15 protein-coding genes are annotated in these 12,990 nt (G+C 63.3%); 7 read left to right on the plus strand and 8 right to left on the minus strand.

Annotation, left to right across the window (positions count from 1 at the left end):
• Window positions 1-46: 46 nt before the first annotated feature.
• The 5 genes from rluB to APH36_RS03205 form a co-directional block, all read right to left on the minus strand.
• Window positions 47-1,114, minus strand: coding sequence for a 23S rRNA pseudouridine(2605) synthase RluB (gene rluB, locus APH36_RS03185; protein WP_060497454.1), 1,068 nt, complete (start codon window positions 1,112-1,114; stop codon window positions 47-49).
• A gap of 165 nt (window positions 1,115-1,279) precedes the next feature.
• Entirely contained in the window at window positions 1,280-2,050 is a 771-nt protein-coding gene (gene scpB / locus APH36_RS03190; protein WP_060497455.1) for an SMC-Scp complex subunit ScpB, read from the minus strand.
• Complete coding sequence (locus tag APH36_RS03195; protein ID WP_164525265.1) at window positions 2,037-2,762, minus strand: ScpA family protein; 726 nt, start codon at window positions 2,760-2,762, stop codon at window positions 2,037-2,039. The genes scpB and APH36_RS03195 overlap by 14 nt, the downstream gene beginning before the upstream one ends.
• A 125-nt stretch (window positions 2,763-2,887) precedes the next feature.
• On the minus strand, window positions 2,888-3,517 hold the full coding sequence (locus APH36_RS03200) for an L-threonylcarbamoyladenylate synthase (RefSeq protein WP_060497465.1): 630 nt from the start codon (window positions 3,515-3,517) through the stop codon (window positions 2,888-2,890).
• A gap of 13 nt (window positions 3,518-3,530) precedes the next feature.
• On the minus strand, window positions 3,531-4,391 hold the full coding sequence (locus APH36_RS03205; RefSeq protein ID WP_019099116.1) for a PHP domain-containing protein: 861 nt from the start codon (window positions 4,389-4,391) through the stop codon (window positions 3,531-3,533).
• Between the two features lie 67 nt (window positions 4,392-4,458).
• Between APH36_RS03205 and APH36_RS03210 the strand changes: the two genes are divergently transcribed.
• The 5 genes from APH36_RS03210 (at window position 4,459) to APH36_RS03230 (ending at window position 8,239) form a co-directional block, all read left to right on the plus strand.
• A complete protein-coding gene (locus tag APH36_RS03210; RefSeq protein WP_016711865.1) occupies window positions 4,459-5,052 on the plus strand; it encodes a septation protein A in 594 nt (197 codons plus the stop codon).
• Window position 5,053: 1 nt separating this feature from the next.
• Window positions 5,054-5,353 (plus strand): YciI family protein, encoded by a 300-nt coding sequence (locus APH36_RS03215; RefSeq protein ID WP_060497457.1) that lies wholly within the window; start codon window positions 5,054-5,056, stop codon window positions 5,351-5,353.
• Window positions 5,354-5,558: 205 nt separating this feature from the next.
• Window positions 5,559-6,236, plus strand: a complete 678-nt coding sequence (locus APH36_RS03220; protein ID WP_060497458.1) for a response regulator transcription factor — start codon at window positions 5,559-5,561, stop codon at window positions 6,234-6,236.
• Between the two features lie 188 nt (window positions 6,237-6,424).
• Window positions 6,425-6,841, plus strand: coding sequence for a Spy/CpxP family protein refolding chaperone (locus tag APH36_RS03225; RefSeq protein ID WP_060497459.1), 417 nt, complete (start codon window positions 6,425-6,427; stop codon window positions 6,839-6,841).
• A gap of 57 nt (window positions 6,842-6,898) precedes the next feature.
• Window positions 6,899-8,239, plus strand: a complete 1,341-nt coding sequence (locus APH36_RS03230; RefSeq protein ID WP_060497460.1) for a HAMP domain-containing sensor histidine kinase — start codon at window positions 6,899-6,901, stop codon at window positions 8,237-8,239.
• An 85-nt stretch (window positions 8,240-8,324) separates the two neighbouring features.
• Here the strand turns inward: APH36_RS03230 and APH36_RS03235 are convergent, their stop codons facing one another.
• Entirely contained in the window at window positions 8,325-8,882 is a 558-nt protein-coding gene (locus tag APH36_RS03235) for an NAD(P)H nitroreductase (protein ID WP_016711869.1), read from the minus strand.
• 181 nt (window positions 8,883-9,063) lie between these two features.
• Here APH36_RS03235 and APH36_RS03240 point away from each other — a divergent pair, with 181 nt between their 5' ends.
• Entirely contained in the window at window positions 9,064-10,518 is a 1,455-nt protein-coding gene (locus APH36_RS03240; protein WP_060497461.1) for a TrkH family potassium uptake protein, read from the plus strand.
• On the opposite strand, the gene APH36_RS03245 is transcribed toward APH36_RS03240, so the two are convergent.
• Entirely contained in the window at window positions 10,475-11,536 is a 1,062-nt protein-coding gene (locus tag APH36_RS03245) for an AraC family transcriptional regulator (RefSeq protein WP_060497462.1), read from the minus strand. The genes APH36_RS03240 and APH36_RS03245 overlap by 44 nt on opposite strands.
• Before the next feature lie 154 nt (window positions 11,537-11,690).
• Here APH36_RS03245 and APH36_RS03250 point away from each other — a divergent pair, with 154 nt between their 5' ends.
• Window positions 11,691-12,002: a DUF962 domain-containing protein gene (locus APH36_RS03250; RefSeq protein WP_060497463.1), complete on the plus strand. Its 312-nt coding sequence runs from the start codon at window positions 11,691-11,693 to the stop codon at window positions 12,000-12,002.
• Between the two features lie 24 nt (window positions 12,003-12,026).
• Here the strand turns inward: APH36_RS03250 and APH36_RS03255 are convergent, their stop codons facing one another.
• Window positions 12,027-12,839 (minus strand): UDP-2,3-diacylglucosamine diphosphatase, encoded by an 813-nt coding sequence (locus APH36_RS03255; RefSeq protein WP_060497464.1) that lies wholly within the window; start codon window positions 12,837-12,839, stop codon window positions 12,027-12,029.
• Between the last annotated feature and the right edge of the window lie 151 nt (window positions 12,840-12,990).

The following is a 12,990-nucleotide window of genomic DNA, read 5'->3' on the forward strand; positions in this document are numbered from 1 at the left end:
AAAAAAACCAGCCCGAAGGCTGGTTTCTCATCACCACGCGGGCCAATCAGCCACGCGGTTTACCGCGACCACGGCCTGCCGGCTTGTCACCTTCAGGCTTGCTCGGGCGCTTGCGCATTTCGCTCGGGCGCTCGGCCACCGTGCTGCCTCGGGTGTTTTTACGCGGGGCCTCTTCACGCGGCTGACGCGCCGGCCGTTCACTGGTCGCGGCACCTTCGTGGGCCGGGCGCAGGTTGCGCACACGCTCGCCACGGCCCAGCGGGCGGGTCGATTTGCGCTGCAGGCGCTCCATCTTGTCCTTGGCCTTGAGCTTCATGGCAGGCAGCGCAACCGGCTGCAGGCCCACTTCCGCGGCCAGGATGTCGATTTCGCCCTGGGTCATTTCACGCCAGCGGCCCATCGGCAGGTCGGAGTTGAGGAACACCGGGCCGAAACGCACGCGCTTCAGGCGGCTGACCACCATGCGCTGGGATTCCCACAGGCGACGTACCTCACGGTTACGGCCTTCCATCACCACACAGTGGTACCAATGGTTGAAGCCTTCGCCACCCGGTGCCTTCTGGATGTCGGTGAACTTGGCCGGGCCGTCTTCCAGCATCACGCCGGCTTTCAGCCGTTCGATCATTTCGTCATCGACTTCACCGCGCACACGTACCGCGTACTCACGGTCCATCTCGTAGGACGGGTGCATCAGGCGGTTGGCCAGTTCACCGTCGGTGGTGAACAGCAACAGGCCAGTGGTGTTGATGTCGAGGCGGCCGATGTTGATCCAGCGGCCTTCTTTTGGCCGTGGCAGGCGGTCGAACACGGTCGGGCGGCCTTCCGGGTCGTCACGGGTGCAGATTTCGCCATCGGGCTTGTTGTACATGATCACCCGGCGAGTGGCCTCGGCGGCCTCCTCACGCTTGATCAGCTTGCCGTCTACGGCAATGGCGTCGTGCAGGTCGACGCGCTGGCCAAGGGTGGCCTCGACGCCGTTGACCTTGATGCGGCCCTGGCTGATCCAGGCTTCGACGTCACGGCGCGAACCCACGCCAATGCGTGCCAGCACTTTTTGCAGCTTTTCGCCGGATGGCGGGGTGATTTCGGTATCTTGCAGGTCTTGCTCACTCATCTGGGCACCTCCCGGTGTAGGAATGAAAACAGGTTTTTTGGCGACGAGCGCGCCAAAAGGCCGCGCATCATACGCGGTTTGGCGGGGGAACGCACTGGAGGGTAGAGGGTTTTGTGGGCTTTGGCTGGGGTTTCTGCCTAATGGTGGTGTATGGGCAACAGCAGATCAGGGCTGTAACTTGCCCTCCTCTTCCACCGAGGCCTCAGGCTCTTCCTCGCGCAAATCATCAAAGTCGGTCTTCAGCCCTTCTTCCATGGCATCCAGCTCCACCAGCAAGCTACGGAAGCTGGTTTCCTCCTTTGGCTCAACACCCTCTTCTTCCTCCCCAAGGCTGGCATCTGCCAACGCCTGCAGGTGCGCCGGCACTGGCGCATCGTCCGGGTCGAGCACCGGCTCCGGCTCCATCTCGCGCAGCTCGGCCAAGGCCGGCAGCTCATCCAGGCTCTTGAGGTTGAAGTGGTCAAGAAACGCCTTGGTGGTGGCAAACATCGCCGGCCGCCCGGGCACTTCGCGGTAGCCGACCACGCGAATCCACTCGCGCTCCATCATGGTCTTGATGATGTTGCTGTTCACCGCCACGCCCCGCACGTCCTCGATCTCGCCGCGGGTGATGGGCTGGCGGTAGGCAATCAGCGCCAGGGTTTCGAGCAGCGCACGTGAATAGCGTTGCGGGCGCTCTTCCCACAGGCGCCCGACCCAGGGCGCATAGTCCTCGCGGATTTGCAGGCGGTAGCCGCTGGCCACTTCCTTGAGCTCGAACGCTCGGCCACTGCACGAATTGCCCAGCACGTCCAGGGCCTGCTTGAACACCTTGGGTTCTGGGCGCTCGGCCTCTTCGAACAGCTCGTACAGGCGTTCCAGGGACTGCGGTTTGCCCGACGCCAGCAAGAAAGCTTCGATCAGCGACGCCAGGTCGCGAGGGTCATTCAGGTTCATCAGGTTCTTCAACAAGCGCCGGGCGGAGCCGCACGTGAATGGCGGCGAAAGGTTCATTCTGCACCAGTTCGATCAGCGATTCCTTCACCAGCTCGAGAATCGCCATGAAGGTGACCACCACGCCCAGCTTGCCCTCTTCGGCGGCAAACAACTCGACAAACGGCACGAAAGCACCGCCCTTGAGGCGCTCCAGCACCTGGCTCATGCGCTCGCGGGTAGACAGCGTTTCACGGGTGATCTGGTGGCTTTCGAACAGGTCGTTGCGGCGCATCACCTCGGCCATGGACACCAGCAACTCTTCCAGGCTGACCTGCGGCAACAGCTTGCGCACCTTGGCCTGCGGCGCCTCAAGGCGTGGCACCACCACATCGCGGCCTAGCCGTGGCAATTCATCGATGCCTTCGGCGGCGGCCTTGAAACGCTCGTACTCCTGCAGGCGGCGGATCAGTTCGGCGCGTGGGTCGCCCTCTTCTTCCTCAACATCGGCCGAACGCGGCAGCAGCATGCGCGACTTGATCTCGGCAAGCATGGCGGCCATCACCAGGTACTCGGCGGCCAGTTCAAGGCGCACGCTCTTCATCAGCTCCACATAGCCCATGTACTGGCGGGTGATTTCCGCCACCGGGATGTCGAGAATGTCGATGTTCTGCTTGCGAATCAGGTACAGCAGCAGGTCCAACGGGCCTTCGAAAGCTTCGAGGATGACTTCCAGCGCGTCCGGCGGGATGTACAGGTCCAGCGGCAGCTGGGTCAGGGCTTCGCCGTAGACCAGGGCCAACTGCAACTGCCGAGGCGCTTCGGCCAGCTCGGCCGGTGCCTCGGGCATTTCCACCTGGCTCACGCGTTGACCAGGAACGGCGTGGGGTCGCCGCAGCCTTCGCGGATCAGCTCAGGCTCATCGCCCGACAGGTCGATGATGGTAGAGGCCTTGAGGTCGCCGAAGCCGCCATCGATCACCAGGTCGACGTGATGCTCCAGGCGCTCACGGATTTCGTAAGGGTCGGTCATCGGCTCGGTGTCGCCCGGCAGGATGAGGCTCACGCTCATCAACGGCTCGCCCAGCTCGGCCAGCAAGGCCAGGGTGATGGCATGGTCCGGCACCCGTAGCCCGATGGTGCGGCGTTTATCGTGCAACAGCAGGCGCGGCACTTCACGCGTGCCGTTGAGGATGAACGTGTAAGGCCCCGGCACATGCGCCTTGAGCAGGCGGAAGGTGCCGGTGTCGACCTTGGCGTACAACCCCAGTTGCGACATGTCGCAGCACATCAGGGTGAAGTTGTGCGTCTTGTCCAGCCCGCGTAGGCGCCGCACCCGTTCGATGGCCGCCTTGTCACCCATCTGGCAACCCAGCGCATAGGCCGAGTCAGTCGGATACACCACCACGCCGCCCTTGCGGATGATCTCGACGGCCTGTTTTATCAGGCGCGCCTGTGGGTTCTCCGGATGTATCTGGAAAAATTGGCTCACGTAGTCGTCCTGTTCATAGCGCCAAAGGCTGTTCATGGCTGAATCGACGCCACAAAGGTGGCAAGTCCTCGGGCAAAGGCCGATAGGCACCGATCTCGCCCCAGGTGCCGGGGCCGTGGAAGTCACTGCCAGCGCTTGCCAGCAGGCCGAACTCACGGGTAAGGATGGACAGGGTGCCCACCTGCTCGGCCGGCATCATTCCGTTGACCACCTCAAGTGCCTGCCCGCCTGCCTGAATATAGTCGGCAATCAGCCGTCTGCGCTTGCTGCGGGTCAGATCGTAATGCATGGGGTGCGCCAGGCTCACCCACGCTTTGGACTGGCGCAGGGTGGCGACAGTTTCGTCGAGGGTCGGCCAGTGCTGCTTGACGTCGCCCAGCTTGCCGGCGCCCAGCCACTTGCGAAACGCTTCGCCACGGTCCTTGACGTGCCCGGCGCGCACCAGATACTCGGCAAAATGCGGGCGCGCCGGGGCGTTGCCGCTGTCGCCCAGCTCGTGCTGCACGGCACGGGCGCCTTCGAGGGTGCCAGGCATGCCCTTGGCGGCCAGCCGTTTGTCGATTTCTTCGGCGCGCAGCCAGCGGCCACGGTGCAGCGCTTCGATTGCCGCCAGCAAAGGCGGCGCGTCGAGCGGGAAGTCATAACCCAGCACATGGATGGTCGCACCACCCCAGGTGCACGACAGCTCGACGCCGCTAACCCAGCGCATGCCCCGCTCGATGCAGGCCTGGCGTGCTTCGGGCAGGCCTTCGATGGTGTCATGGTCGGTCAGTGCCAGCGTTTGCACCCCGTGCTCATGGGCCCGGGCAACCAGTACCGAGGGCGACAGGGCGCCGTCGGAGGCCGTGCTGTGACAGTGCAGATCAACATTCATGGAGGAGCGCTTTCGCTGGAATCGATGTTTGTTATTATGCCGTCACATCCCGATTCTGGCTGCCATTGTGAAACAATTCATCGATTTCATCCCGCTGCTGCTGTTCTTCATCGTCTACAAGCTGGACCCGCGCCCCCTGGAAGTCGCCGGCCACAGCTTCGAATTCGGCGGTATCTACAGCGCCACGGCCATGCTGATCATCAGCTCGCTGGTGGTGTATGGCGCGCTGTTCCTGCGCCAGCGCAAGCTTGAAAAGGGCCAGTGGCTGACCCTGGTGGCCTGCCTGGTGTTCGGCGGCCTGACCCTGACGTTCCACAGTGAAACCTTCCTGAAGTGGAAGGCGCCGGTGGTGAACTGGCTGTTCGCCCTGGGCTTTGCCGGCAGCCACTTCATCGGTGATCGGGTGCTGATCAAGCGCATCATGGGCCACGCGCTGACACTGCCCGATGCCATCTGGGCGCGCCTGAACGTGGCCTGGATCGCCTTCTTCCTGTTCTGCGGCGCGGCCAACCTGTTCGTCGCCTTCACCTTCCAGGACTTCTGGGTGGACTTCAAGGTGTTCGGCAGCCTGGGCATGACCGTGATCTTCCTGGTGGCGCAAGGCGTGTACCTGTCGCGCCACCTGCACGACGACCCTTCTACCTCCAAACCCAAGGATTGACATGCTCTACGCCATCATCGCCAGCGACGTCGCAAACTCCCTGGAAAAGCGCCTGGCTGCCCGCCCGGCGCATATCGAACGCCTGCAGCAGCTCAAGGCCGAAGGCCGCGTGGTACTGGCCGGCCCGCACCCGGCCATCGACAGCAACGACCCGGGCGAAGCGGGCTTCAGCGGTAGCCTGATCGTTGCCGAGTTCGAAAACCTGGCGGCGGCGCAGGCTTGGGCCGATGCCGATCCGTACATTACTGCGGGTGTGTACGACAAGGTGGTGGTCAAGCCGTTCAAGCAAGTGCTGCCTTGATCTGAGACCGCGCCGCCTGCTTCGCGGGCAAGCCCGCTCCCCCAGGTACGGTGCAAGCTTCGGCATCGGTGCAGTCCCTGTAGGAGCGGGCTTGCCCGCGAAGAAGGCGACGCGGTAGAGGCAGTTACACAGTTGCCATCAGTCTGCGGTATCTTTGCCACTGGCGGACCGAATAGCCGCCGTCATTGGTTGAATTGAGTGAGTCATGAGCGAGCTGTTACTGATTGATGATGACCAAGAGCTGTGCGAGCTGCTCGGCAGCTGGCTGACCCAGGAAGGGTTCACCGTACGTGCCTGCCACGATGGCCAGAGCGCACGCCAGGCCCTGGCCGAACACGCCCCGGCTGCTGTCGTGCTGGACGTGATGCTGCCCGATGGCAGCGGCCTGGAACTGCTCAAGCAGTTGCGCAGCGAACATACCGAACTGCCGGTATTGATGCTCTCCGCCCGTGGCGAGCCGCTGGACCGCATCCTTGGCCTCGAATTGGGTGCCGACGACTACCTGGCCAAACCCTGCGACCCACGTGAGCTCACCGCCCGCCTGCGCGCCGTACTGCGCCGCAGCCACCCCACCGCCACCACCAGCCAGGTGGAGCTGGGCGACCTGGTGTACAGCCCTGCCCGTGGCGTGGCCAGTATCGATGGCCGCGAAATGACCCTGACCCTGTCCGAGAGCCGCATTCTCGAAGCGCTGCTGCGCCAGCCCGGCGAGCCGCTGGACAAACAGGAGCTGGCGCAAATCGGCCTGGGCCGCAAGCTGACCCTGTACGACCGCAGCCTGGACATGCATGTCAGCAACCTGCGCAAGAAGATTGGCCCCCACGCCGATGGCCGGCCACGCATCGTGGCGTTGCGCAGCCGTGGCTACTACTACTGCCTGTAAATAGCTACAAGCTACGAGCTGCAAGCTAGAAGAAAGAGCAGGATCGCAATCGGCTTCACCTGCAGCTTGAGGCTTGGAACTTGAAGCTGTTCTTTACCGAGCCTTTACCATCCCCTGACTGCGCTTGACGGTGATCTCCCTAGACTGTGCTCATCCGGTAACCACCGGCCTATGAAAGGAGAGACACCATGCGCAAGACCCTTATCGCCCTGATGTTCGCCGCCGCCCTGCCGACCATGGCCATGGCCATGCCTGACGGCGGCCCGCGTCACGACGGCCCACATCATCGCGGTGATGCGCCTTTCCATCAGCTGGACCTGAGCCGCGACCAGCGCCAGCAGATCGGCAAGCTGATGGGCGAGCAGATGCAACAGCGCCGCGACATCACCGAGCGCTACCTGTCCAAGCTGCCGGCCGCCGACCAGAAAGCCATGAAGGACGAGCTGAAAGCCAGCCGCGACAAGACCGACAGCGCCGTGCGCAACCTGCTCAAGCCTGAGCAGCAGAAGAAGTTCGACGAACTGCAAAAGGAACGCGCCGCCAAGAAAGCCGAGTGGCAGGAGTTCCAGGCCTGGAAAGCTGAAAAAGGCACCAAGGCTCAGTAAGCTGTCTGCCCAATGCCCGGCCCGCATCACTGCGGGCCGGGCTTTTCCGTTTAGGAGGTGCACTTGCGTTCACTGTTCTGGCGCATCCTGGCCAGTTTCTGGCTGGCCATTACCCTGGTCGCAGGCCTGTCGATCCTGTTGGGCCACATGCTCAACCAGGACGCCTGGATCCTCAGCCGTCACCCGGGCCTGAATACCTTGGCCAGCAAGTGGGCCAAGCATTACGAGCAGGAAGGCCTGGATTCGGCACAGCACTTCCTGGAACGGCGCAAAGACCGCTACAAGATCGACGTGCAAGTGCTCGACGACAGTGGCGAAGCCGTGGTGCCCGGCACCTTCCCGCGCCGTGCTGCGGCCTTCGAAGCGCGCCAGCACGATGACCAGCGGCGCCTGCCGTGGCGCAGGCTGACCGAGGAATACACCAGCCCCGACACCGGCGAAACCTACCTGCTGATCTACCGCATCCCCCACCCGGCACTGGATGCCTGGCACCGCGAAAGCCTGATGTGGCCGCTCAGTGCATTGGGCATTGCCTTGGTTGTGCTGACGTTGTTCAGCCTACTGGTGACCCTGTCCATTACCCGCCCACTCAGCCGCCTGCGCAGCGCGGTGCATGACCTGGGGCAGACCACCTACCAGCAAAACAGCCTGGCGCGGCTGGCAGCGCGGCGCGACGAGTTCGGTGTGCTGGCCAAGGACTTCAACAAGATGGGCGCGCGCCTGCAAAGCACCATCGGCAGCCAGCGCCAGTTGCTGCGCGATGTGTCCCACGAGTTGCGCTCCCCATTGGCCCGGCTGCGAATTGCCCTGGCGCTGGCCGAGCGCGCCGGGCCCGAGCAGCGGGAAACCCTGTGGCCACGCCTGACCCGCGAGTGCGACCGCCTGGAAGACCTGATCAGCGAAATTCTGGCCCTGGCCCGGGTGGATGCCGAGCAGGCTCATGCCGAACCGGTCGACCTCAACGCCCTGCTGGGCAGCGTGCGCAAGGATGCCTTGCTCAGCGCGCCCGACCAGGATGTGCGCCTTGAAGCGCAGCCTGGCTTGACCTTGCAAGGTTGGCCGACGCTGATCGAGCGGGCCGTGGACAACCTGCTGCGCAACGCCTTGCGCTTCAATCCGGTCGGGCAGCCGGTAGAAGTGAATGCAGTGCGTGAGCAGGACCGCATAGTGATAAGCGTGCGTGACCATGGACCGGGGGCGGCAGCAGAACATCTGGTGCAACTGGGGGAACCGTTCTTCCGTGCACCGGGGCAGGAGGCGCCGGGGCATGGGCTGGGACTGGCGATTGCGCGCAAGGCGGCGGAGCGCCATGGCGGGAGCCTGGTTCTGGACAATCATCCACAAGGTGGGTTTGTGGCCAGGCTGGAGTTGCCTGTGGCGGAGGCTGCTGGCAGTTGAGGTGATGTCAAGGCCACTGGCCCTTTCGCGGGCTTGCCCGCGAAAGGGCCGGATGCCCTGATACAGCAATCAAGCCAAGCCCGCGTTATTCGCCCCAGACGCTGACGAAATCAGCCGTTTCCAGGATCGGCGCGGTACGCGGCTCGGTCAGCGGCGTGCCGACATACAGGTACCCGATCAACTCCTCGTTCTCGGCCAACCCCAACCCCTTGTGCACATGGGCATCAAATGCCATGTCCCCGGTACGCCACACCGCGCCGATACCCTGCGCATGCGCGGCAATCAGGATGCCATGCGCCGCACAGCCCGCCGCCAGGCGCTGTTCAGACTTCGGCACCTTGAAGTGATCCTGCAGCTTGGCCACCACCACAATCAGCAACGGCGCCCGCAACGGCATGGCGCGGGCCTTGTCCAGCGCGGCCTGGCTGGCGTCGCCCTTGCTCTGCACGGCTTCGGCAAACAGCTCGCCCAGCTTCTCGCGGCCCTGGCCTTCAATGGTCAGAAAGCGCCATGGGCGCAGCTGGCCGTGGTCCGGGGCGCGCAACGCGGCCTGGAACAGCGCCTCGCGCTGAGCGGCATTGGGCGCCGGGTCGGTCAGGCGTGGCACGGAAACACGGTTGAGCAATGCGTCGAGAGCCTCCATCGGCTACCCTCCTGGCAGTTGAATGTGCGGCCATTCTCAAGCTGCTAGCCATAAGCTGCAAGCTTCAAGCAGAAGCAGGCCGGCGTACGTTGCTCTTTCTTGCAGCTTGAAGCTCGTAGCTTGCAGCTCACCAACCCATAGGTAGAATGGCGCCCTTCCGAATCGAGTCAGAGCAGATCACATGGCGTTGCCGACCTTAAGGATCATTGGTTTCATCATCGGCATCTTCCTGATTACCCTCGCCGTCAGCATGGCCGTGCCCATGGCGACCCTGGTAATTTTCGAACGCACCGGTGACATGCCGTCGTTCCTCTGGTCGAGCCTGATCACCTTCATCGCCGGGCTGGCCCTGGTGGTGCAGGGGCGCCCCGAACATGTGCATCTGCGCCCACGCGACATGTACCTGCTGACGGTCAGCAGCTGGCTGGTGGTGTGCGTGTTCGCCGCCCTGCCGTTCCTGCTGACCCAGCACATCAGCTACACCGACGCCTTCTTCGAAAGCATGTCGGGCATCACCGCCACCGGCGCCACCGTGCTCAGCGGGCTCGACACCATGTCACCCGGCATTCTCATGTGGCGCTCGATGCTGCACTGGCTTGGCGGTATCGGCTTCATCGCCATGGCGGTGGCGATCCTGCCGCTGCTGCGCATCGGTGGCATGCGCCTGTTCCAGACCGAATCGTCCGACCGCTCGGAAAAGGTCATGCCGCGCTCGCACATGGTCGCCAAGTCGATCGTGGGGGTGTACGTCGGTTTCTCGATCCTTGGCTCGCTGGCCTTCTGGTGGGCAGGCATGAGCCCGTTCGATGCGATCAACCACGCCATGTCGGCGATCTCTACCGGCGGTTTCTCCACCTCTGACCAGTCGCTGGCGAAATGGGACATCCCGGCCGTGCATTGGGTGGCGGTAGTGGTGATGATCATGGGCAGCCTGCCGTTTACCCTTTACGTAGCGACCCTGCGTGGCAACCGCAAGGCACTGATCCGCGACCAGCAGGTGCAGGGTTTACTGGGCATGTTGCTGGTCACCTGGCTGGTGCTGGGTACCTGGTACTGGTACAGCACCAACCTGCACTGGCTCGACGCCCTGCGCCATGTGGCGCTGAACGTGACCTCGGTGGTAACCACCACCGGCTTCGCCCTGGGCGACTACAGCCTGTGGGGCAACTTCTCGCTGATGCTGTTCTTTTACCTGGGTTTCGTGGGCGGCTGCTCCGGCTCGACGGCGGGCGGTATCAAGATTTTCCGTTTCCAGGTGGCCTACATCCTGCTCAAGGCCAGCCTTAACCAACTGATCCACCCGCGCGCGGTGATCAAGCAGAAATACAACGGCCACCGCCTCGATGAAGACATCGTGCGTTCGATCCTGACGTTCTCGTTCTTCTTCGCCATCACCATCTGCGTCATGGCCCTGCTGCTGTCGCTGCTGGGCGTGGACTGGATGACCGCACTGACCGGTGCCGCCGGTACGGTTTCGGGCGTGGGCCCGGGGCTGGGCGAAGTGATCGGCCCGTCGGGCAACTACGCCACGCTGCCGGACGCAGCCAAGTGGATTCTGGCGGCCGGCATGCTGCTCGGCCGACTGGAAATCATTACGGTGCTGGTGCTGTGTATGCCGGCGTTCTGGCGTCACTGACCGCGTCGGCCTCCGCGCCCATACGGGCACGGTACTCACTCGGCGTGGCATCGAACCAGCGGCGGAATGCCCGGTAGAAGTTGCTGGGATCGGCAAAACCCAGCAGGTATGCGGCCTCCAGCAGGGTCATGCCCGGTTGGGCCAGGTACTGCTCGGCCAGCTCGCGGCGGGTGTCGTCGAGCAAGGTCTGGAAGCTGGTGCCCTCCTCCTGCAGCCGCCGCTGCAAGGTACGCTGCGACAGGTGCAGGGCCTGCGCCAGGGTCGCGCGCTTGGGCTCGCCCTGCGGCAGGATGCGGCACAGCACCTGACGCACGCGGTGGGTAACCCGGCTTTCGGAAAAACGGGCCAGGTACTCCCCGGCAAAACGGTCATGCAACACCGCCATGGCCTCATTGGCAGTGGGCAGCGGCGCCTCCATGTCGGCCCGTTCGAACACCAGTGCATCGTGCGGCGCACCGAACACCAGCGGCGAATGAAACGCCACCTTGTACGGTTCGATATTCTTCGGCTGAGGCCCCTGCACCAGCACCCGCCTCGGCTGCACCGGGCGGCCGCTGAGCCATTTGCTCAGTGCCAGCGCGCAAGCCAGCGAGGCCTCGGCGCTGTGCCGCGTGGGTGGCAGGTGGTCGCCGTGTACGGTCAGGATCAGGGAATAACCTTCAGGGCCAAGCACGAAGCTCAGGTCCGAGCTTTCGGCGATGATGCGCTGGTAACGCACCAGGCGCTCGAAGCCTTCGGCCAGCGTACGGCTGGACATCAACGCATAGCCCACCACATGGAACGACGCCGGGCGTACCACCCGCGCCATGTTCAAGCCGATGGCCTCATTACCCGACAGCTCCACCGCCAGCTGCCAGAGCCGGGTCATGGAGTCTTGCGGGAAGCGGGCGTCAGGGTCGTCGAGAGCCGCGAAGTCCAGCCCCAGCTGCTTGAACATGGCCTGGCAGTCCAGCCCTTCCAGTTCGAGTGCCTTCACAATCCCTGATGCCCAACTGGCTGACGTGGTTCTTTCGCTCATGACAGGCTTCTTTCTACCGACCGCTCCTGCGGTGAACCCCAAGGATACTCAATTGGCGCCTATTGTCACTGGTAGGCCCCGCCAATCACTCTAGACTCGAATCAGGCTCCACGCCGTGCATCTTGTCCAGAAGTATTAATCCCGGAGCACTGCCATGAACCGCACAGCGCAGTTTCGCAGTTTTGCCGAGTTCTATCCGTACTACCTGGGGGAACACAGCAACCCCACCTGCCGCCGCCTGCACTTTGTCGGCACCAGCGTGGTGATTGCCTTGCTGGCCTATACCATCGGCAGTGGCAAGTGGTTGCTGTTGCTGGCCGTGCCACTGTTCGGCTATGGCTTTGCCTGGGTCGGGCATTTCTTTTTCGAAAAGAACCGGCCGGCAACCTTTACCTATCCGCTTTACAGCCTGATAGGGGATTTCGTGATGTTCAGGGATATCCTGCTGGGAAAGATCAGCCTGTAGGCATCAGGGCTGCACAGCAGCCCTCTATGCCGGTTCTCGCATCGCCGCGGCTACCTGCGCTTCCCGTGCCTGGGCATCCGCCAGGCGGTACAGCTCGATGCTGCCATCCCAATGCTCGATCAGCGCCGTGCATGACTCCACCCAATCACCGCAATTGAGGTACTCCACCTCGCCTAACTTGCGGATTTCAGCGTGATGAATGTGCCCACACACCACACCGTGAAAACCACGACGGGTGCACGCGTGGGCAATGGCATCCTCGAAGTCGCTGATGAAGTTCACCGCGCCTTTCACCTTGTGCTTGAGGTACGCCGACAGTGACCAGTAGCCATAGCCGTACCGCGCACGCCAGTGATTGAGCCAGCGGTTAAGCACCAAGGTGAACTCGTAGGCGCGGTCACCGAGGAACGCCAGCCAGCGGTGATAACGGGTAATCACGTCGAACTGGTCGCCATGAATCACCAGCAGCCGACGACCATCAGCGGTCAGGTGCTCAGCCTCATCCACCAGCTGGATGTTGCCCAGTATCAACGTGGAGTAACGGCGCAGAAATTCATCATGATTGCCGGTGACATAGATCACCTCGGTACCGCGCTTGCTCATGGTCAGTAGCCGGCGGATCACGTTGGTGTGAGCTTGCGGCCAGTAGATGCCGCCGCGCAGCTTCCAGCCATCGATGATGTCGCCGACCAGGTACACCCGGTCGGCCTGGTAGCCCTTGAGGAACTGCGACAGGTGCTCGGCCTGGCAGTCGCGAGTGCCCAGGTGCACGTCGGAGATCCACAAAGTGCGCACACGTTGCTTGCGCGAGGGACGGGACAGTTCGGCATGGGTCATGGGCAGGCTCCGGCGCAGTTTGCTGGAGACTGGCAGGCGCGCGTGACAGCGCCGTGGCAAAACGGTGACGAGTGATGGTGTGCCGGGAATGAGGCACAATGGCTGAATATGGCGAGCGTGATCGCCTCGACATTTCGAGCGCCTGTGAGAT

This window comes from Pseudomonas sp. NBRC 111133 (genome assembly GCF_001320605.1).
GTDB lineage: Bacteria > Pseudomonadota > Gammaproteobacteria > Pseudomonadales > Pseudomonadaceae > Aquipseudomonas > Aquipseudomonas monteilii.